The organism is uncultured Treponema sp., assembly GCF_934725225.1.
In the GTDB taxonomy this organism is placed as follows: domain Bacteria; phylum Spirochaetota; class Spirochaetia; order Treponematales; family Treponemataceae; genus Treponema_D.
Genome location: NZ_CAKVAM010000006.1, coordinates 80,095 through 99,278, shown reverse-complemented (window position 1 = coordinate 99,278; position 19,184 = coordinate 80,095). Strand labels below are relative to the sequence as shown.

Below are 19,184 nucleotides of genomic sequence, written 5' to 3'. Positions count from 1 at the left end.
TACGACTATGACAGAGAAAGCGAACCATGACAATGACAAGTTGCTTTATGTCATTCCTGTGCTACGACACAGGAATCACTAACAATACGAGAGACTGTCGGGGTAAACCCGACAATGACAAGTTTACTCGCCGTTTATAACGTGCCGTCGGAACACTTGATTGTTGCCCTAGTAACATTGTTGAGTCCGGTGAGTTTATCATTATAATCATCAATTTTTATTTTTGCCCACTGAGCTTGTGTGCCTTTGTAGTTTACGGTTTTTAGCACGGTGTCTGCAAATGCGGAAGCACCGATGGAAGTCAGGCTTGCAGGAAGCGTTATTGTTTTAAGATTTGAACAATACTCAAAACCACCATCTTCAATACTTTTTACATTGCCAGGAATTACAATTTCTTCAAAGTTATTGTACCCAAAAGCACCTATCCCGATTGTTTCCAAAGAATCCGGCAGAATTAAACCTCTTAGCCTACAGTAAGAAAAAGCTCCTTCTGGAATTTCTGTAAGTTCAGTTGCGGAAAGGTCAAGGCTGAAGAATACATAATAGTTACTTTTATTTGCTACTGTTTTTATCGCTGTTCCTATTTCTTTCTGTTGTTCCGCAGTCAATGTTTTGTCTGTAATTTTTACTGTGTAAATATTCAGATTTGTCCTAGTTCCAGCCTCCAGTCCGGCAATTACAGTTGCTGCATTATCTGCAGTTACGAATTTTCCCCACACGGCATAGAGCGTAACGTCCGCCGCGCCGATTGTATACTCGGAATTGTCATCGTAGGCTATGTTTCCGCCGGAAGTTTTTGCCCAGCCAAGAAAGTCCTTTCCGTCCGTTGTGAATTTATTTGGTGAAAGTTTTTGAGGCTCACCGTAAGTAAAAATCTGCGGATTCATTGTGCCAGTTCCGCCGTTCGCGTCAAAGGTTACGGTGTAGGTTGCTTTTTCATCATCCGAGCCGCCGCTTGAACCGTCGGAACATGAAGTGAACGGAAGCGCGAGGCTAAGAGCAAGAATGCAGGCTAAAATCCAATGGGGGGGGTAGCGAAGCGGAAGTTAATTTTCATCGTATCTCCTGAAAAAAAGACTGCTGAAAACTTAGGTTTCATGGCAGTTTTTTTATATTAAATTATTTGGTGTTTCTACTATTATATAGCATGAAAAGAGAAATATCACGGCAAATGAAGAAAAAAGTAGAGAAATTTGCGGATTTTTGTAAAAAAAGATTGCTGACCGAGTTTGCGTGAGGGATGGTAAGGGCGCAAAGCGGCCACCGCAACGGAGCGTAGCGCAGTGAGGAGGCTGGAGCGATAGCGAAACCCTGAACAGCCCGACCGTTGCGGTAGTTGAGCTTGCCGAAACTAACGCAACGGACACGCCCCAATAATGACACAAGAGATTCTCAACAGAGTTTCTTTCAGAAACATTGCTGATCGAACCGAGGATGACAGGGCGGGACAGGAAGTTTCAATATGTCTAGTTGAGAATCCTACTTTCCCTGCCACAGTCCGGAATTTCGTTCCCAGAAGACACCGCCTCTGTAGCCTTGGATTGACTTGTCGGTTTCCGCTAGGGCAAGGCGTTTTTCCGCCCAAAGGCAGTATTCCTCGTTCTGCTCGATTCCGCAGAAACGCCGGCCGAGTTTTTTTGCCACGACGCTTGCGGTTCCGCTTCCCAAGAAAGGGTCAAAAACAATGTCGCCGGGACGGGAGCTTGCAAGAATCAGCTTTGCGTAAAGTTTTTCAGGCTTTTGCGTCGGATGGTCGGTGTTTTCGGGCATTGACCAAAACGGAACGGAAATGTCATCCCAAAAGTTTGAAGGATATGTAATGCGGAATTTTCCGTCCGTCTCCTCGTTCCAGTCCTTCGGCTTTCCGTCAGCCTTGTACGGCGCAAGAACTTTCCGCTTCATCTTTACGGCTTCAACATCAAAATAATAGCCGTCCGGATTTTTTACGGCAAACCAGATGTCTTCCATTCCGTTCTTCCAGTTTGATTTTGCGCCGCGTCCTTTCTCGCGCTGCCAGGTAATCCGGTTCAGAACTGTAAGTTCCTTTTCAAGCGCACGCTGAAGAGAGGAAGTGCATTTCCAGTCGCCGCACATATAAAGAGATCCATTGGGTTTCAGTTTTTTGCAAACTTGCGGAAACCAAGTCGCAAGATATTCGTCGTAATTTTCTTGAGAGCGCGATGAGAATTTCATTCCGTTGAAATTCTTGGAAAGATTGTACGGCGGATCAATTATAATCAAATCAGCAAAATCGTCCGGCACGAATTCAAGCATCTTCAGAATATCGCCGTTCAATGTGCAGTTCACAATGTCCGTTTCCGCAGAAATATTCGATTCGGTAAGCAGGCGTTTTTTTAGTTCCGCAATCTCCTGCGGCTCAAGCGTCAGTGTCCTGTTGTTCGCCGCGCGTTCTTTTTCTTTCATCAGACTGTCCGTTTTTCAACGCTCCACTTGATTCTCATCAGGACAAAGTCGCGCATATCCTCGTAGAAGTCCATTTTGGGCGGAGTTATGCCGATTTTTTTGAGAGCCTCTTTTATCAGCGGGTTTTTGTAGCAGCTTACGGCGGTTGAGGCGGCGAACATCAGAGTGTCCAGCTGGAGCTTGTATGCTTCGTCGGCGGAAAGCGCGAGCATTGCGGAAAGCTTGTCGCGGAAAACGTAGGCAAATTCATAGTATTTTTTCTTGAATGAGGCGAGGCGGTCAACCGTCACGTTCGTTTCGATAATCGGGTTCAGGTAGGAAACATAGCGCAGGTAGTCCTGATTCGCGTTTAGGATTCCGGCCCAGACTTCCGCAGCCACTTCCGGGGAAAACTTGTTGCCTTCCGGAAATGCTGAATTTAGTGCGTTGAAATATGCCGACATTTTCTGCGCGGAAATCTCAAGGAAAATCTCTTCCTTTGTCGTAACGTATTTGTAAAGATTCGCGCGCGACCAGGTTAGCCTGTCGGCAATCGTCGTGAGCGTGATTTCGGTGTACGGCATCTGCGCAAAAAGCGAGTCCGCTGCTTCCTTTATCTGGTTTAGCCTTTCTTCTTTCTGGTCATCGCTCCGCGCGCGTATGTAATTCTGCATAGCATTAAGAATACCACACGACAAGAATTTGTGCAATAAATGACGCGATGTTGCTAAGAAATGTGGAGATGTCTAATGAATTCTAAGCAAAAATGAGCATAAGCTAAAATTTGCTTTACCGTTTTGTTTGAACTATAAATTTTTGCATCCAATTAGCGTACTAATCAGCAGGCGTTTACTGCACTAATAAGCAAACAGTTAGCGCAGTAACAAACACCTTATTGCTACGCTGATTTTATTTTTCGTCTATCTTGCTTTTTACGACTATAGCTTGATTTTCTTTATCGCGATAAATGTATTCAACATTTATCTTTTCTGCACTCACACCTGCTTTTTGAGATGCTTCCTGAATAACAAGTTCTGTAATTTCTTTATCACTTGCCTTAAGAAGCGTTTTCATTGAAGTTGAATCGTCAAGAGTAAGAGGCTTTTTTGTGCATGAAGTAAAAATTGCAGAAATAACAAAAGCCGAAATTAAAAATTTTATACAGTTTTTCATTTTTCCTCCTAACATTATAAATCTTTAAATGCTTCGTTTAAGGAATCCATTGAGCCAAAAAGTTTGAACTTATATCCGCCTTCAAAGAAAGTAATTTCAATGGCAGCTTCCTCATCGCCTAAAACTATGATTTTGTCTTTTTTATTCACGATTTTAAAAAGTAAATCATCTAAATCAATATTCTCTTCTTTTAGAAGTTCGAGTTCTTCCCACGATTTAAGGGAAACGCTTTCATCATAAACTGTGTCTCCAATCATAGAAACGTAATTGTTTACAATTTTTTTACCATCATCACCAACTGTTACAACAGATAAAACTTCATCACAACTTGTAAGAAAAAGTGCAAATAAGCATGTAAAAAGAAAAAATCTAATTTTCTTTTTCATAAAATCCTCCTAGTGTTCAACAATAGCCATTCAACGAATGGCTTAAAAATATGCTGAAGATTTTACTTTCAACGAAAGTGCGAAAAATGCATCAAACTAACATATTTTTATATTACAAGTCTAAAACAAAATTCTAACATTTTCTACACATTTATTTCCAAGTTTATAAAAAACTGATAATCGCAATAAAGACGTATTTTTCTATGCTTTTCTTACAATAAAATCTTATCAAAATAAAATCCAAATGCTAATCACTTTTTCGCTGTTACTATTGACAGAAGCATAAAGAAGATGTATATTACTATTCATAGAAACAAGCGCAGAACTGCTGCGTTGCAAACTTTATTAATGTCTTTTACAGGAGAAACATTTATGGAAACAAAGAAAATCCCTTACAAAATCTACTTGAACGAAGATGAGATGCCGCAGCAGTGGTACAATATGCGTGCCGACATGAAGAACAAGCCCGCGCCGCTTTTGAATCCGGGAACGCTCAAGCCTTGCACGGCGGAAGAACTGGAGCACGTTTTCTGCAAGGAGCTTGTAAAGCAGGAGCTGAACGAAACCGACCGCTACATTCCGATTCCACAGGAAATTCTGGACTTCTACAAGATGTACCGCCCTTCGCCTTTAACAAGGGCTTACTGCCTTGAAAAGAAGCTCGGAACGCCGGCAAAAATATACTACAAGTTTGAGGGAAACAACACTTCAGGAAGCCACAAGCTAAATTCGGCAATCGCCCAGGCATTCTACGCAAAGGAGCAGGGACTCAAAGGTGTTACTACGGAAACAGGCGCGGGCCAGTGGGGAACCGCGATGTCGATGGCGTGCGCATATCTTGGCTTGGACTGCCGTGTTTATCAGGTTCGTTGCTCCTACGAACAGAAGCCTCAGCGCCGCGAGGTAATCAGAACTTACGGAGGCCATGCAATTCCTTCCCCAAGCATGGAAACTGAAATCGGAAAAAAATTGAACGCTGAATATCCGGGCTGCACAGGCTCTTTGGGCTGCGCGATTTCGGAAGCGGTTGAATACGCCACAAAGCACGACGGATACAGATACGTTTTGGGTTCGGTCTTGAGCCAGGTTCTTCTTCACCAGTCGATAATCGGAATGGAAGCAAAGGCTGCCATGGACAAGTTCGGAATCAAGCCGGATGTTATAATCGGATGCGCAGGCGGCGGCTCCAACTTAGGCGGACTTATAAGCCCGTTCATGGGAGAAAAGCTTCGCGGCGAAAAGGACTACCAGTTCATCGCGGTTGAGCCTGCATCCTGCCCAAGCCTTACACGCGGAGTGTTCGCCTACGACTTCTGCGACACAGGCGAGGTTTGCCCAATGCAGAAAATGTACACGCTCGGCTCACAGTTCATGCCAAGCGCGAACCATGCCGGAGGACTTCGCTACCACGGAATGAGCGCAATCGTAAGCCAGCTCTACCACGACGGCTACATCGAGGCAAGAAGCGTTGAACAGACGGAAGTTTTCAAGGCGGCTGAACTTTTCTGCCGTTCGGAAGGAACTTTGCCAGCTCCAGAATCAAGCCACGCAATCAAAGTTGCAATCGACGAGGCCCTCAAATGCAAGGAAACCGGAGAAGAAAAGACAATCCTTTTCGGACTTACTGGAACCGGCTACTTCGACATGAAAGCCTACGAAGCGTTCAACAACGGCACGATGAGCGACTATATTCCGACCGACGAGGAAATCAAAAAGTCAATTGATTTGATTCCGCGCTTCCCGGGAAACGAATTCTAGGGAACTGAAACTGACTTGAAGTCTATCACTGCCAGAAACGGAACTTGAATTGTTCTGCCCGGCGGTGATTTAGTATTTCACTTTTGCCTGGTTCACGTGCTTTTGTCTGAGCCAGGCGGTTTGCATTTTCTTTCGGTTCTATTTCTTTCTGCGGTACGTTTTATGGAAAATTTTCCCCTCATCCCTTAAAAAAATCCACGAACGCCTTTGCGCTCGGGCTTAGATTTGCGGATTTTTTCCATGCTAATACTGATGTCATCGGGTTGGCTTTTTCAAATGGAACGAATGTCAGCCCGTCGTAATTGTAGATTTTTTCAATGGTGATTGCGGCGGCGTTCTGGAGTTTTACAAGGTGCGTTATGTTTCCCGGCAGGTTGTAAGTTCCGGCGACTGTGATTTTTTCGGCGCAGTCTGAAAGCCATGCGGAAACTTCGCTTCGCATTGTCGTGCGCCACGGAAGATAAAGCGGAATCGTGGTCAAGTCTTGCGGCGTTACGGAGCTTTTTGCGGCAAGAGGATTATCGCTTTTCACAAGAATTCCCCAATGCTCAACCGTTTTTATGCGCACAAAATCGTAGTGGAGAATCTCGACCGGCTCGCTCATCAGCCCAAAGTCCAAAATCCCCTGGTCAAGGCGGAATTTTATGTCGTCGGCAATTGCGCTGTAGATTCTGAAAGTAACTTTGGGGTTCAGTTTTTTGAATTCTGCAAGTTTTTCGGCAAGTTCCCTCATTCCCATATTTTCGCCGCAACCGAACGCAAGCTCGCCCGAAATCTCGTTGCCGCCCTCGGAAAATTCCCGCCGGATTTTGTCCTCAAGAGAGAGAATCTCCTCCGCCCGCCGCTTTAAAAGAAGCCCTGCGTCCGTAAGCACAATGCAGTGGCTCGACCGCACAAAAAGCGTCTGCCCAAGCTCGGCCTCAAGCTGCGCAATCTGGCGCGAAAGAGCAGGCTGGCTCACATTCAGCGACATCGCCGCCTTCGTGAAATTTTCCTCCCTCGCAACCGCCAAAAAATACCGCAAGATTCTAAGTTCCATTTTTCCTCCTGAAAACTGCTGAACTGCAATTAACTATCATATATTGTTGAAAAAGGCATTTTTTTCATTGACGGTTTGCTATGCCACATTTTTCTCGTTGTTTTAATATTAGAATTCAAATATTCTTTACTTAAATTTTTACAGTCCATTTGTTCCGCTGTATTTTGTTCTCTATGGTAATTTTCATAATAAAATCTTGCTGATTTCATATCATTGTTTAAAGTACAAATATTGGCAATCGCAAGCCCGAATCTTAAGTATTTGTTACAGTTGAATTTTTTTGTATATGAAATCATCCAATCTTTTGCAAATTTTATATCTCTTAATTTTCTATAAAATAATATTTCTTCTTTTGCTATATTTGCCAAATTTATTATTTCTTTTCTAAATTGGGTTTCGTTTTTATATTCCACAAACTTACCATATCTAGCGGCAGGCTGTCTTGAAAAATCAAAATATAAAACGTCAGATTGATTATAATCCCACAAAAAAGTTAAACCTATGTTCAGATAAGTTCCTCTATCCCAATTTGAGGGCTGGAATTCTATTACTGTAAAAAAATAGTCATTGTCATCTAAATATAACCTTGAAGTCCCTTTTTGAAAAATGCCAAGCGGGATTAAAATTTCCTTGCAAACTTGTTTTATAATTTTTAAATGAATATTTTTATCTTCCATAAGTCAATAATATCTTTAATGAACTAATATTTTTCCAGCAAACTGCTAAGTTTTAATTTATTGAATATTCCATTCGCTGTTTTTGTCTTTTCTATAAGCGCATTTTCCGTATTCCAAATTTGCTATCTTCTTGACTGATTTGTCAATTTCATATATTTGCTGTAGTGAAATAACTCTTGAATCTTCAATATTATGTTCTTTACCGCAAAGAAACTGCCAACATCCATCATCTGCATCGTGGAAAACATATAATATAGGATTTTTTTCATCAAGAATGTGAGCACAAGTAATAGCCACTGTGCTAGGCTTGTCTTTAAATGGAAATTTTTTAAATAAACTCATTTTTGTACCTAATATTCAAGTTTCTTTTATTTTTGAAAACACAATTTTCTTATCTTTCAGTTTTATTTTCTCAACTTTATAGCCGTAATCCAAGAGTTCTTTTTTGCAGGTTAAAAATGAATGGTCAATCTCAAAACCTGCCGCGTCCTTTATCTGGCTGAAAGACAGTTCCAGTTTTTCTTTATTCGTTTGCTTAAAAATTAAATCTATGTAAATCCATAAATGTTGATATTTGCTCATTGCTTTGCTCCCGGATTTCAGAAATTTTTTTTCAGCTACTTTCCTTCAAACTGTTCCATGCCCTTAATCATCACATCGAGCGAAAGCTCAAAACTTTCTTCTATTGAAATCGGGTTTCCGAACGAGTTGTGAATCACAAGAAGCGAAAATCCTTCCAGAAAAGCGCGGTAAGTTCGCAAAAGATGATTGGCGGCTTCGCGGCTGATTTTAAGCTTGTCGGTCTGGGCAAAAAAGAAGCCGTAAAGTTTTTCGGTCGCCTGAACAAGCTCTGGGCTTTCGTACTTGTTGTACCAGAGCATCGCCTCAAAAACGCCGGGATTTTCAAGCGCATATTTATAGAAGAGACTTGCATACTGGCGCAAAGCCTCGTGCGCATCGTCAGTTTTTATTTCCTCGGAAAGCGGCTCGATTCCGTGCGTCCAGCCGTAAATCATCAGCGACTTCTGGATGTCCTCCTGGCTTTCAATGTGGTTGTAAAGCGACGGCTTTTTTATTCCAAAATGCTCGGCAAGTGTCGTGATTGTAACGTAACTCAAGCCGCGCTCATTCGCAAGCTTGGCCGCCGCCTCAATAACTTTTTCCCTCGTAAGACCCGCACGCGGCATAATTTCCTCCCAAAAAAGGCAAAATGACTAATTTGATTAGTAATTTTATAACGGCAGAGAATTGTTTTGTCAAGGGAAAAACTGTTCAAAAATCTCTACGATAAGTATGTAGGTTGCCGGCGGAAAATGATGTAGACTGCATTCAAGACGTCTTAAATTATTTTTCGAGGTGAATATGAACCAGTATGTTACAGGGGCTGCGGTAAAGCGGCTCCGTGAAAAACAGAAGCTGACCCAAAGCCAGCTTGCGGACTTTTTGGGCGTGAGCGACAGGACGGTTTCAAAATGGGAGACGGGGCGCGGATTTCCCGACATAACTTTTCTTGAGCCGCTTGCGAAAATTCTGAAAGTTTCGGTTGCGGAGCTTTTTTCCGGGACGGAAATTGAAAACGGAAACAGGTCGGCGAATCTTTCAAAGTCGAATTTTTACGTCTGCCCGGTCTGCGGAAATTCGGTTTTCAGCGTTGGAAAGGCTTGCGTAAGCTGCTGCGGAATTCAGCTTCCTCCGCTTGAAGTTGAAAATGAACAGGCGGAAACTGAAAAGCCCGGTTTGTCAGCGGAAAATCCGGCGGAAAATTCTGGAAGTCAGATTTCTGAAAACTTTGAAAATGAATTTAATCCGGCAGAAAATCACAAAATCGATGTGCAGAAAGACGGCGGCGAGATTTTCGTCCGCATGAACCACGAGATGACAAAAACACATTATATTTCCTGGTTCGCCTGCGTTCGCTTGGATTCCGTGGAGTTTGCAAAAATGTACCCGGAGCAGAACGCCGAAGCAAGATTCCGAAACGCCGGAAAATGCAGAATCTACGCCCACTGCATAAAGCACGGACTTTTTGAAGTGAATTTTTGACAGAAAAAAGAAGTTTTGCAGTGAAAGAAATTCCGCAGGGCGATTTTATGTTATTTTGTCTTGCGGGATTTCTCTGTCATTCCCACACTTGATGTTGCGATGTTTGCATAGCAAACTCGGTTTGGAATCTTTTTTTGCTGACCGCAGATGACTTCTGCCTGCGTTAAAATAACGTTTCCCGACCTTACGTAATTTCTTCAAACGTTATTTTGATTTTCCTTGACCGCAAGCAATTTCGCTTAGCGTTATTTTAACGTTTGCCGACCACACGTACTTTCATAAAATATTAAAATAACGTTCTTTGCCAGCAAGCAATTTCTGCTTGCGTTACCGTAACGTTTGCTGTCCGAGTGTAATTTTGCAAAACGTTACTGTAACTTTCATCGTCTGCATGTAATTTCCTAAAACGTTTTATTCAATTTCAGCGGAAAAATTGTCTAGCGTGCTTTCTGTCCATTTGCGGCTTAGCTCTGGATATGTTTCTTCAAGTGAAAGAAAATATGTGAGCGCGGATGGAAAATTTCCTGTGTAATAATAAGATTCGCCAAGATAAAAATTCGCTCTGTCTGTAACTTGCTTGTTTCTGTTTTGCGCAAGGAATTTTTTCAGTGCGTCAATTGAATCTGAATATTTTTTCTTTATAAATGAAGTGCGCAAAATTTCAAATAAAAGATATTCGTCTCCGCCAGCAGGACTGATTAAATCTTCGTCGAAAATATAAACCGGCAAAACTTTTGTCTGCTCTTTTTTTGATTTTAAAAGCGGCTGAATTCTTTTGCGTGAGCTTTCGCTGATTTTAGTTTCCTCAGGCTTTGAGTTTTCGCCAAGAACGTCTACAAGCGGCAAAGGAAGTTCGCGCATTTTGTCTTCGTATTCTTTTTTTGCCTGAGGAGTTTTTTTGATTGAAGGCTGACCAAGATAAATTGCGGCGGAAGCTTTGATTCCTTCAGTTGTTGCATTTACTCCAGGAAGCACAAGCCGCACTTGAGTTTCAGTTTTAAGCGATTTTTTTCCATCGAGCTGCTCGTCATAATAAATTTCGCTGTTGCTTTGAGTTTTTGCGTTTTCTGAAATCATTGTGATTACGGCGTAAAAATATTCGCTTGTGTCTCTTGGAGAATCCGTGTAGGAATCTGTAATTTTTTCCACGGTTGCCAAAGGCTGGCTGAATTCAATTTGACCGTAGCTTGTGAAAGGCTTTTTGTTTCTGTAGATTATAAATGAAGAAATTGAGTCTGTGTCGTTTTTTGGCAGAATCCAGCTTATTGAAATTTTTCCGTTTTCAGCCTGAATTGCATTGATTCCTGTAACAACCGGGCGTTTTGTTTGCGCAAATAAAATCGAGAATGAAAAAATTAAAATTGCCGATGAAAAAAATTTTCTAAATGAATTTGAAATTTCCATGTTTGTATTTTGGACTAAATTCCGCTGATTTTCAAGTATATCTTGCGTTTGGCGCGGTTTGACAATGTCTTGCGTTTGATTTATTCTATTATATGTATGTTTATTTCTGTGATTATAGAGCCGGGCGGACTTGATAGCGGCAAGATGATGGTGGATATTCTTTCCAGATATGGATTTCAGAAAATTCAGCGTTCTTGCTGGGAAAGTTTAAAGCTGAATGAAACCGAGCTTTCCGCCTTGAAAAAAGACTTGGACAGAGTTACTGACTACTACGACAAAATCAGAATTTATCAGTTTCCTTTGAACGGACTTTTTGTTATTACAGAAATGAAACAGAAAAAATGGCGCAAATGCTGCTTTAACGGAACTGCGCGCCCTAAGAATTAAAAAATTTGAGGACAATTATGATTGAAGATTTTCAGGAGCCTATTGCACAGCTGAAGGCAGATGTTTCGGCTGTTTGGGGGCGTCTTTGACGTTGATGACATCAATAAAAAAATAGCTGAAAAAGAAGCTCTTACAACTGCTCCCGGATTTTGGGACGACAATGCCAAGGCTACAAAAATAATGAATGACATTAAGCTTTTAAAGGGCAGAATTGAGCCGTGGCAGGATTTGGTTCAGCGTGTTGATGACCTTGAGGCTTTGTATGAGCTTGGGCTTGAAGAAAATGACAAGAGCATTGAGTCAGAATTAAAAGAGCAGTACGAAAAAGCAAAAGCCGATTATGACCATCAGAGCATTTTGAATCTTCTTAGCGATGAAGTTGACAAGAACGACTGCTATCTTTCTGTTCATGCTGGTGCTGGCGGAACTGAAGCTTGCGACTGGACATTTATGCTTAGCCGTATGTACCAAAGATGGGCGGAACGTCATGGATATAAAGTTGAAGTTCTTTCGCAGGAAGAAGTGGAAGGCGGACTCAAGTCAATCAACATGAAAATTTCAGGGCCTTATGTTTATGGATATACAAAGGGCGAAGCTGGAGTTCACCGCTTGGTTCGCATAAGTCCGTTTGATGCAAATGCAAGGCGGCACACTTCGTTTGCTTCTGTTTATGTTTTTCCAGTTCTTGATGACAGCATAGAAGTTAATATCGACCCGAAAGATTTGCGCGTAGACACTTATCGTTCCGGCGGAAAAGGCGGTCAGCACGTAAACAAAACTGAATCCGCAGTCCGCTTTACTCATATTCCAACCGGAATCGTTGTTGCCTGCGACAGTGAACGCAGCCAGCTTATGAACCGCGCATCTGCAATGAGCATTTTAAAGTCAAGGCTTTACGAATATTATAAGGAAGAACGCGAAAAGGAAAATTCAAAATTCGCAGGTGAAAAAAAGGACATTTCTTTTGGAAGCCAGATTCGCTCTTATGTTTTTCAGCCTTACACAATGGTAAAAGACCACCGCACAAAATATTCAGTTGGAAACATTCAGGGCGTAATGGATGGCGACATCGACGGATTCTTGGACGAATTCCTTTCAGCAAAATGGAAAGATCTTCCTTCTTCATCAGATGACGATGGAGATGATTTGTAGAGATGAATTTTCTCTTTCGGAAATATAAAAGATTTTTTTTTATTTTTTCTCTTTTGTTATTTTTGACAGAGAAATTTTTTTGCGAGTCTTGGATTCTTGCTGCCCAAAAATTTGATTTTGACAGCGGGAAGAATTTGAATCCCGCAGAGCAAGATTTGTCTTCTATAATTCCTCAACTTATAATGGAAAAAATTTCTGAAGGGCTTTCGCGCAATACAACGCCGCAGGAAATGCTGGACAGGTCTTTGAACAATTTGCTTGTTGAGCGTCAGTCTTTGTTTCTTCAGCTTTCAAAGGAAATAAAAACGCGCGATGCAATTTTCCTTTTGTCTGGAAGCAAGAAAAAAATTCAAAAAAAAATCTCAGCTCAAGAAAAAAAAATTGATGAGATAAAAAATCAGATTGACGAGAACTTGGAAAAAACTCATCAGCTTTATGAAGAATTTAAAAATGAAAATTCTTCTCAGGAAGAAAAAACAGAATCTAGTTTTAGTCCGCTTCCGTTCAATCCGTTTAAAAATCTTTTTGTGAAAAAAAATTCTCCGCTTCTTCCGGAGCCTCAAAATGAAAATGTTTCTTTCTATAAAGAAAACGCTTACGAACTTTTTTCTCCTTCCAAGGAAGCTCTTGGTTTTGGAATTGAAAGCCGCAAGTTTGAAAATGAAGTTGTCGCTGCAAAAATAAACGGACTCATAACTGGGCGCATTATTGTCTATGGCGAATATTTTTCAATTTCGTGTGCGCTTTATAATTTTCCGGGGAAAAAAATTCTTGGGCAGGTTACAGAAATTGGTTCGTTAAAGAACTATATTTCCGTTGCAGAAAACGCCGCGAATTATTTTGTTCCGATTATCGTAAACAGTTTTCCTGTTGAAATCCGTTTTGAAATTCAGCCGCCGGAAGTTTTTGAAAATGCGATTGTTTCCGTTGATGGAAATATTTATAAAAATCCGCCGGAAAAAATTTCTGTTACATCTGGAAATCATTCCATAACAATTGAGGCGCAAGGATATATTCCGCGTTCGATAAACTATGATTTTGAAGGCTCTAAAATTTTTAAGCTTCAGGGAAACATGAAACTCAAGTCGGAAGTTTCCGGCTCGATTGAATTGAAAAAAAATTTGGAAAATGGATTTTTATATTCTGGAAGTGATTTACTTTCTGAAATTTCAGATGAAAATTCTTCTGCGGAGATTTTTTTTGATGGCACTCCTGTCATCGGACAATTTAAATCTGCGCAAGATGAAAATGCTTTGTTCTTTTTTTATGTGCCTGAAATTTTGCAGAAAAATCAGGCGCGTCTTTCTGTAAAAGGAAAAACTGTAAATCATTCGGAATATATCGACAAACGGAGAATTGCCGCGTACAGAGCTTATACGGCTTTGGTTCTTTCTGTGCCGTTCACTTTGTATTCAGTTGGAAAAAATAATTCAGTTACAAATGCATACAATCGTGGTTCTTTAAAAGATTATGATGAAGTTTTAAAATGGAGACGCTATGGAACTATTTCCAGCGGAATAACTTTTGCGTGCCTTGGATTTTTTGGCATTGAACTTGCACGTTATCTTATCGCTGCAAATTCTTTGCTTCCTTCGAATGCAAAAGAAATTCCTTCATCTGAAATTTCAAATTCGGCTTGGACTGAAATTCAAGAAGAGTAAATTTTTAGGAGTTAAAAATATGGCGAAGATTTCATTTTCAGAAAAATTAAAAAATCTTTTTGGCGGAAAGAAAAATTTCTCTGAGGATTTTTTTGAAGATTTGACTGACGCTTTGATTGAAGGAGATTTGGGCGCAAAAAACGCAGTTGAAATTGTTGACAACCTTGAATCGTTTTGCAAAAAAGAAAAGAAATTTTCTCCAGAAGAAATTACTGCCGAATTGAAAAATATTTTGCTGAAATTTTTAAAGCCAGTTTCGATTGAACCTTCAAATGGAAAAGTAAATATTTTTATGGTTCTTGGCGTGAATGGCGTTGGAAAAACTACGACAGTTGCAAAAATGGCAAAACTTTATTCCGAAAAAAATGTCAATGTGATTATGGCTGCTGCGGACACTTTTCGTGCGGCGGCGGTTGACCAGCTTTCCATGCACGGAGAAAAACTGAAACTTCGAGTTGTAAAGCATCAGATGGGAAGCGATCCAAGCGCAGTTGTTTTTGACGCAGCGGATGCTTGCAAGGCGAACAATGGCGGACTTGTAATTGCGGACACCGCTGGTCGTCTTCATAACAAAGAAAATCTTGTGAATGAACTTAAAAAAATTGATAGAATCTGCGCTTCAAAATCTGATGAAGGTTGCTATAAAAAAATTCTTGTAATCGATGCGACAACAGGACAGAATGCTGTGAGACAGGCAGAAGTTTTTAATGAAGCTGTTGGAATTGACGCTGTTGTTCTTACAAAATATGATTCAACTGCAAAAGGCGGTGCGCTTGTTTCAATTGGAAAAGATTTAAATATTCCGGTTTTGTTTGTTTGCACTGGAGAAAAATACGAAAATATAGAATCTTTTGATTCTAAAAAATACGTGGATGAATTTGTTGGAACAGAGTGATGTCTTTTTTTGAGGCTTTGTTTTTTTTGTATCTTTTGTTTCCCGTTATAAATGAAAATCAGTTTTTGATTTCGCGTTCAATGAAGGGAAATATTTCTTTTGAAAAAACTGAAGAATTGAAAACTGAACTAAAAGAATTTTTAAATTCAGATGAAATTGATTTTGATTTTTATGAAGAGCCGAAAAAAAATCATTCTGAATTTTATTTAAAAAATTCTCTTGGCAAACTTGTGTTTTTTAAATTCGACAAAGAGCTTTTAAGTGTTTCAAAAGAACTTGAAAATTTTTCCTGCACTTCGGTAAATGAAGAGCAGTTTTCAAGAGTAAAATATGATTCTGATTATAAGCCTGTTGAAAAAATTGTCTGGGAAAATAAAAATACTGTTGCAGATTCAAAAATTATTTTAAAGGAAAACTGGAAATATTCAGACAAATATATTTTTTCAAATAAAGAAGATTTTAAAAATAAAAAAAACTATGAGATTCGATACAACAAAGATTTTCTTCCGCTTTATGTTGTGGAATATTGTTATATTCAAAATCCAGAGTCAACAGAGGAAAATCCTTTGCCAGAAATAAAAACTTTGGTGAAAAAAAATTTATTTTCCTATGACAAACAAAACCGAATTTTGTCTGATGAAGAAATTTCTTATGATGAAAAAAAAGAAGGCAAAGAAATTTACAGAAAAAAAAATATTTATAGTTATACAGATAAAAGTGAAAATGCAGATTTTGAATTTTATGAAAATGGAAATTTAAGATTTTCTATAAACTATGAAAATGATGATGATTTTGTTGAAACTGTATATTTCCCAGATGGAAAATTTATGGAAACAAAATTTATAAATGGCGAAAAAGTAAATTAAAAAAAAATAATGAGGATTAAATTGAAATCAGATTTTAAGTGGATATGTTTTGTTGCCCGCCGCATAAGCAGAATAAATAGCAAAGGTCGCACTGCGGCAGCTTCGTATTTGGCTGCATTGGGAATTGCGCTTGGGGTAATGGCTTTGATTGTTATAATGAGCGTGATGAATGGATTTCAAATGGGATTTATAGATTCTATAATGGAAATTTCATCATACCATGTTCAGGTATCTAAAATTCAAAGTGATTTGTTTGAAAACTGGTGTAGCAAAAATAAAAAAGTTGTTTGCGCTGTTCCATTTTATGAAGCGCAAGGTCTTATGGTTGGAAATTCAGAAAAGCAATGTGCTTCAATTGTTCGGGCCGTTCCAGAAAATATTATGGAAACTGATTTTGGATTTAAAGATAAACTTAAAATCGTTGCAGGAAAATTTAATTTGTCTAGCGCGAATTCAATTGTTGTGGGCAGCACTTTGGCGTACAACTTGAATCTTAGGATTGGAAGCAGAGTAAACATTGCGGCTCTTAGCGGTTCAAGCGATACAAGTTTGCTTTCTACAAATCGTCAGTTTGTTGTAAAAGGAATTTTTTATTGTGGCTATGCGGAAATAAATTCTTCGTTTGCATTTATAAATTTTGATTCTGGAAAAAAGATTCTCGGAAATTCCGCGGAAGAAAAATATGGAATAAAATTAATTTCAGCTTCAAAAGATTCTTCATTTATAAAAGAATTCAAAAATGCTTTTCCGCAGTCTAAGGCAGTTGGCTGGCGCGAATACAACCGAAGCTACTTTGGAGTTCTTCGCATGGAAAAAAACACGCTGTTTGTTATTGTGCTTTTGATTTTTGTTGTTGCTGCGATAAATATTTTTAATTCAATGAAGAAACTTGTTTTGGAACGTAAAAATGAAATTGCGGTTCTTTCTGCGCTTGGAGCTTCTGAAAAAAATGTGCAGAGCATTTTTGTTGTTCAGGGAATTTTCACGGGAACTTTGGGCGGCGTAACAGGACTTCTTCTTGGCGTTTTTATTTCGCTGAATATGAAAACAGTTTTCAATTTGCTTTCTAAAATTCAGTTTGGAATCGAATATTTTTTTACGATGATTTTTAATTCTGGAGCTGAAAAATTTATTTCAGAAAATCCAATGTTTGCAATTTATGCAAGAATTCCTACGAGAATTTTTTTGCATGAAGTTATTTTTATTTTTCTGTTCGGAATTTTTTCAGCGGTTGCGGCAACGTGGCTTGCTAGCCGGAATGTTTTGCGAATGACTGTAACGGAGGTTTTGCGCGATGAGTAATCAGAATATTTTATCAATAAAAGATTTGGAAAAAACTTACAAGACTTCAAGTGAAGAACTTGCAATTTTAAAAAAACTGAACATGGAATTAAAGCAAGGGCAGACTTGTGTGATTGTCGGAAAAAGCGGAAGCGGAAAATCAACTTTGCTGAATATAATCGGCGGCTTGGACAAAGCTACTGGCGGAACTGTTTGCGTTGGCGGAATGATTGTAAGTTCGATGACAGAAAAACAGCTTGTAAAATTCAGGCGTGAATTTCTTGGAATGATATTTCAGTTTCATTATCTTTTAAAAGATTTTACTGCATTGGAAAATGTTTTTCTTCCGGCATTTATGGCTGGCGTTTCTAAAAAAGATGCAATGGAAAAAGCAGAAGAACTTTTGTGCGCTGTCGGTTTAAAAGAAAGAATGTCGCATTTGCCTTCTGAACTTTCTGGCGGCGAGCGGCAAAGAGTTTCTGTTGCAAGAAGTCTTGTAAATAATCCTGAACTGATTTTGGCTGATGAACCTACAGGAAATCTTGATCCTGCAAATGCTGAAGCTGTTGGAAATCTTCTTTTTTCACTTTCAGAAAAATATGGAAAAACTTTAATTCTTGTTACGCATGACATGAACCTTGCTTCAAAAGGTCAGAGAAAATTTTCCATAGAAAACGGACAGCTTCAGGAGCTTGAAATATGACTTTTAGTTCATGCTTGATGTATGCAAAAAAAATATTTTTTTCAAAATCGCAAGGCTCTGATTCTGGAATTGGAAAACGAAGTCTTAGTGGAGCTATTGCTTGCATAGGAATAAGTCTTGTTCCGATGGTTGTTCTGCTTGTTGTTACAAATGGAATGGTTCAGGGAATGACAAGCCGGATGATAAATCTTTTTTCGCGGGATATTTCTGTTTCAGTTTATAAAAATTCTATGTATCTGACTTCATACGAAAATTTTATTTCGGCATCGAAAAAACTTGCGGACATTCAAGGCGTTGAAAAAGTTTTTCCAGAAGTTAGAGGAATGGCTCTTGCTGCTGGAAAAAATTATAGATCCGGCGCATTTGTAAGAGGCGTTCCGCAAGACACTTTTTTGACTGATAAAAATTTTTCTTCGCTTTTTAAAGTTGTTGAAGGAAGCACTGACTTGCCTGATTTTAAAACTGCCGTTATTGGAGAAAAAATTTCAGAGCAGCTTGGAGTTCATGTTGGCGACAATATAAAAATCATAAGCATGAACACAGCAGGAAAAAGATTTGTTCCAAAAGTCGCACAGTTTAAAGTCGGCGGAATAATTTCAAGTGGCTATCAGGAACTTGATGCGCTATGGGTTTTCATTCCAATTGAAGCGGCTTTTACTTCACTTGCAAAATCATCTTGCGAATTTGTTGTTGGAATTGAAACTGAAAATTCTTTTTCCGAAGAACTTTCTTCCATTGCAGAGCGAGTCCAAACCTTTGCATTTCAAGATGAAGGATTTGCTGATTCCAGAATTGAAACTTGGAAAGAAGTCAATGCATCCGAACTTGAAAACTTTGCTTCAACAAAAGCCTTGCTAGTTGTAATCATGGTTATGATTGTGGTTGTCGCAAGCATAAGTGTAAGTTCTTCTGTTTTGATAATTGTAATGGAACGCAAAAAAGAAATTGCGCTTTTAAAATGTGTTGGCGCGTCTCCGAACGGAATTGCGCTTTCGTTTGTTTTAACGGGAGCTTCAATTGGTCTTGCAGGAATCTTGATTGGTGTTCCGATTGGACTTTTAATTTCCGTGAACATAAACGGAATAATCGGCGTGATTGAATCTTGTGTGAATTTTTTTGAAAAACTTTCGCTTGCATTTTCTTTTGGCGATTCTCATGAAATTGCAAAGTTTCATTTGCTTGACCCGGCATATTATCTTCAGGACATTCCGATAGAAATTCCTGTAAAAGAAATTGCTGCGGTTATTTTATGCACGCTTCTTCTTTCCGCCTTGGTTTCTTTGATTCCTTCAGTTAAAGCCGGAAAAGAGAAACCGATTGATACTTTGCGTAAAATGTAATTTATGGTACACTCAC

Annotated in this window: 21 protein-coding genes; 10 read left to right on the top strand and 11 right to left on the bottom strand. The window is 39.4% G+C overall.

Going from position 1 to position 19,184, the window contains the following annotated elements; all coding sequences use genetic code 11:
• Positions 1–134 precede the first annotated feature (134 nt).
• The 5 genes from Q0H92_RS10025 to Q0H92_RS10005 form a co-directional block, all read right to left on the bottom strand.
• Entirely contained in the window at positions 135–1,007 is an 873-nt protein-coding gene (locus Q0H92_RS10025) for a leucine-rich repeat protein (protein WP_296014772.1), read from the bottom strand.
• A gap of 472 nt (positions 1,008–1,479) precedes the next feature.
• Positions 1,480–2,424 (bottom strand): DNA methyltransferase, encoded by a 945-nt coding sequence (locus tag Q0H92_RS10020; protein WP_296014588.1) that lies wholly within the window; start codon positions 2,422–2,424, stop codon positions 1,480–1,482.
• Positions 2,424–3,077, bottom strand: a complete 654-nt coding sequence (locus Q0H92_RS10015) for a TetR family transcriptional regulator (protein ID WP_296014586.1) — start codon at positions 3,075–3,077, stop codon at positions 2,424–2,426. The genes Q0H92_RS10020 and Q0H92_RS10015 overlap by 1 nt, the downstream gene beginning before the upstream one ends.
• Before the next feature lie 235 nt (positions 3,078–3,312).
• Positions 3,313–3,576, bottom strand: a complete 264-nt coding sequence (locus Q0H92_RS10010; protein ID WP_296014584.1) for a hypothetical protein — start codon at positions 3,574–3,576, stop codon at positions 3,313–3,315.
• 14 nt (positions 3,577–3,590) lie between these two features.
• Positions 3,591–3,962 carry a hypothetical protein gene (locus tag Q0H92_RS10005; protein WP_296014583.1) on the bottom strand — a complete coding sequence of 124 codons (372 nt, stop codon included), beginning with the start codon at positions 3,960–3,962 and terminating at the stop codon, positions 3,591–3,593.
• 372 nt (positions 3,963–4,334) lie between these two features.
• Between Q0H92_RS10005 and Q0H92_RS10000 the strand changes: the two genes are divergently transcribed.
• Positions 4,335–5,720, top strand: coding sequence for a TrpB-like pyridoxal phosphate-dependent enzyme (locus Q0H92_RS10000; protein WP_296014581.1), 1,386 nt, complete (start codon positions 4,335–4,337; stop codon positions 5,718–5,720).
• Positions 5,721–5,898: 178 nt separating this feature from the next.
• On the opposite strand, the gene Q0H92_RS09995 is transcribed toward Q0H92_RS10000, so the two are convergent.
• The 5 genes from Q0H92_RS09995 to Q0H92_RS09975 are packed head-to-tail and all read right to left on the bottom strand — an operon-like array spanning position 5,899 to position 8,623.
• A complete protein-coding gene (locus Q0H92_RS09995) occupies positions 5,899–6,759 on the bottom strand; it encodes a LysR family transcriptional regulator (protein ID WP_296014578.1) in 861 nt (286 codons plus the stop codon).
• Between the two features lie 29 nt (positions 6,760–6,788).
• Positions 6,789–7,436 carry a hypothetical protein gene (locus tag Q0H92_RS09990; RefSeq protein ID WP_296014577.1) on the bottom strand — a complete coding sequence of 216 codons (648 nt, stop codon included), beginning with the start codon at positions 7,434–7,436 and terminating at the stop codon, positions 6,789–6,791.
• A 57-nt stretch (positions 7,437–7,493) separates the two neighbouring features.
• The gene (locus tag Q0H92_RS09985; protein WP_296014575.1) at positions 7,494–7,778 is read right to left on the bottom strand and encodes a DUF2185 domain-containing protein; all 285 of its coding nucleotides are present in this window, start codon (positions 7,776–7,778) and stop codon (positions 7,494–7,496) included.
• Between the two features lie 15 nt (positions 7,779–7,793).
• Entirely contained in the window at positions 7,794–8,018 is a 225-nt protein-coding gene (locus tag Q0H92_RS09980) for a hypothetical protein (RefSeq protein ID WP_296014573.1), read from the bottom strand.
• 35 nt (positions 8,019–8,053) lie between these two features.
• Positions 8,054–8,623: a TetR/AcrR family transcriptional regulator gene (locus tag Q0H92_RS09975; protein ID WP_296014571.1), complete on the bottom strand. Its 570-nt coding sequence runs from the start codon at positions 8,621–8,623 to the stop codon at positions 8,054–8,056.
• A 175-nt stretch (positions 8,624–8,798) separates the two neighbouring features.
• On the opposite strand from Q0H92_RS09975, the gene Q0H92_RS09970 reads away from it, so the two are divergent.
• Positions 8,799–9,479, top strand: a complete 681-nt coding sequence (locus Q0H92_RS09970) for a helix-turn-helix domain-containing protein (protein ID WP_296014569.1) — start codon at positions 8,799–8,801, stop codon at positions 9,477–9,479.
• Between the two features lie 411 nt (positions 9,480–9,890).
• On the opposite strand, the gene Q0H92_RS09965 is transcribed toward Q0H92_RS09970, so the two are convergent.
• A complete protein-coding gene (locus Q0H92_RS09965; protein ID WP_296014568.1) occupies positions 9,891–10,883 on the bottom strand; it encodes a hypothetical protein in 993 nt (330 codons plus the stop codon).
• Between the two features lie 96 nt (positions 10,884–10,979).
• Here Q0H92_RS09965 and cas2 point away from each other — a divergent pair, with 96 nt between their 5' ends.
• The 8 genes from cas2 to Q0H92_RS09925 all read left to right on the top strand — a co-directional run bounded on the left by cas2 (position 10,980) and on the right by Q0H92_RS09925 (position 19,168).
• Positions 10,980–11,270, top strand: coding sequence for a CRISPR-associated endonuclease Cas2 (gene cas2 / locus Q0H92_RS09960; protein ID WP_295797163.1), 291 nt, complete (start codon positions 10,980–10,982; stop codon positions 11,268–11,270).
• Positions 11,271–11,287: 17 nt separating this feature from the next.
• Positions 11,288–12,422 (top strand): peptide chain release factor 2 gene (gene prfB / locus Q0H92_RS09955; protein ID WP_296014567.1). Its coding sequence is split into 2 segments (ribosomal slippage): positions 11,288–11,356 and positions 11,358–12,422, totalling 1,134 coding nucleotides; the frame shifts between segments, so codons are not numbered across the junction.
• 182 nt (positions 12,423–12,604) lie between these two features.
• Positions 12,605–14,083 (top strand): hypothetical protein, encoded by a 1,479-nt coding sequence (locus tag Q0H92_RS09950; RefSeq protein WP_296014566.1) that lies wholly within the window; start codon positions 12,605–12,607, stop codon positions 14,081–14,083.
• A 19-nt stretch (positions 14,084–14,102) separates the two neighbouring features.
• On the top strand, positions 14,103–14,978 hold the full coding sequence (gene ftsY / locus Q0H92_RS09945; protein ID WP_296014565.1) for a signal recognition particle-docking protein FtsY: 876 nt from the start codon (positions 14,103–14,105) through the stop codon (positions 14,976–14,978).
• Entirely contained in the window at positions 14,978–15,844 is an 867-nt protein-coding gene (locus tag Q0H92_RS09940; protein ID WP_296014563.1) for a hypothetical protein, read from the top strand. Before ftsY ends, Q0H92_RS09940 begins: the two co-directional genes overlap by 1 nt.
• Before the next feature lie 21 nt (positions 15,845–15,865).
• On the top strand, positions 15,866–17,146 hold the full coding sequence (locus tag Q0H92_RS09935) for an ABC transporter permease (RefSeq protein ID WP_296014562.1): 1,281 nt from the start codon (positions 15,866–15,868) through the stop codon (positions 17,144–17,146).
• Positions 17,139–17,828, top strand: a complete 690-nt coding sequence (locus Q0H92_RS09930; RefSeq protein ID WP_296014560.1) for an ABC transporter ATP-binding protein — start codon at positions 17,139–17,141, stop codon at positions 17,826–17,828. The genes Q0H92_RS09935 and Q0H92_RS09930 overlap by 8 nt, the downstream gene beginning before the upstream one ends.
• On the top strand, positions 17,825–19,168 hold the full coding sequence (locus Q0H92_RS09925) for an FtsX-like permease family protein (protein ID WP_296014559.1): 1,344 nt from the start codon (positions 17,825–17,827) through the stop codon (positions 19,166–19,168). The genes Q0H92_RS09930 and Q0H92_RS09925 overlap by 4 nt, the downstream gene beginning before the upstream one ends.
• Positions 19,169–19,184 lie beyond the last annotated feature (16 nt).

Bases quoted from the DNA above. Each gene is read 5' to 3' on its own strand.
- Q0H92_RS10000 (WP_296014581.1), top strand. From the start codon at position 4,335: ATGGAAACAAAGAAAATCCCTTACAAAATCTACTTGAACGAAGATGAG.
- Q0H92_RS09970 (WP_296014569.1), top strand. From the start codon at position 8,799: ATGAACCAGTATGTTACAGGGGCTGCGGTAAAGCGGCTCCGTGAAAAA.
- Q0H92_RS09985 (WP_296014575.1), bottom strand. From the start codon at position 7,778: ATGAGTTTATTTAAAAAATTTCCATTTAAAGACAAGCCTAGCACAGTG.
- Q0H92_RS09965 (WP_296014568.1), bottom strand. From the start codon at position 10,883: ATGGAAATTTCAAATTCATTTAGAAAATTTTTTTCATCGGCAATTTTA.
- Q0H92_RS09980 (WP_296014573.1), bottom strand. From the start codon at position 8,018: ATGAGCAAATATCAACATTTATGGATTTACATAGATTTAATTTTTAAG.
- Q0H92_RS10015 (WP_296014586.1), bottom strand. From the start codon at position 3,077: ATGCAGAATTACATACGCGCGCGGAGCGATGACCAGAAAGAAGAAAGG.
- Q0H92_RS09950 (WP_296014566.1), top strand. From the start codon at position 12,605: ATGGAAAAAATTTCTGAAGGGCTTTCGCGCAATACAACGCCGCAGGAA.
- Q0H92_RS09925 (WP_296014559.1), top strand. From the start codon at position 17,825: ATGACTTTTAGTTCATGCTTGATGTATGCAAAAAAAATATTTTTTTCA.
- Q0H92_RS10010 (WP_296014584.1), bottom strand. From the start codon at position 3,576: ATGAAAAACTGTATAAAATTTTTAATTTCGGCTTTTGTTATTTCTGCA.
- Q0H92_RS09930 (WP_296014560.1), top strand. From the start codon at position 17,139: ATGAGTAATCAGAATATTTTATCAATAAAAGATTTGGAAAAAACTTAC.
- Q0H92_RS09995 (WP_296014578.1), bottom strand. From the start codon at position 6,759: ATGGAACTTAGAATCTTGCGGTATTTTTTGGCGGTTGCGAGGGAGGAA.
- Q0H92_RS09940 (WP_296014563.1), top strand. From the start codon at position 14,978: ATGTCTTTTTTTGAGGCTTTGTTTTTTTTGTATCTTTTGTTTCCCGTT.
- Q0H92_RS10020 (WP_296014588.1), bottom strand. From the start codon at position 2,424: ATGAAAGAAAAAGAACGCGCGGCGAACAACAGGACACTGACGCTTGAG.
- cas2 (WP_295797163.1), top strand. From the start codon at position 10,980: ATGTTTATTTCTGTGATTATAGAGCCGGGCGGACTTGATAGCGGCAAG.
- Q0H92_RS09975 (WP_296014571.1), bottom strand. From the start codon at position 8,623: ATGCCGCGTGCGGGTCTTACGAGGGAAAAAGTTATTGAGGCGGCGGCC.
- ftsY (WP_296014565.1), top strand. From the start codon at position 14,103: ATGGCGAAGATTTCATTTTCAGAAAAATTAAAAAATCTTTTTGGCGGA.
- Q0H92_RS10005 (WP_296014583.1), bottom strand. From the start codon at position 3,962: ATGAAAAAGAAAATTAGATTTTTTCTTTTTACATGCTTATTTGCACTT.
- Q0H92_RS09990 (WP_296014577.1), bottom strand. From the start codon at position 7,436: ATGGAAGATAAAAATATTCATTTAAAAATTATAAAACAAGTTTGCAAG.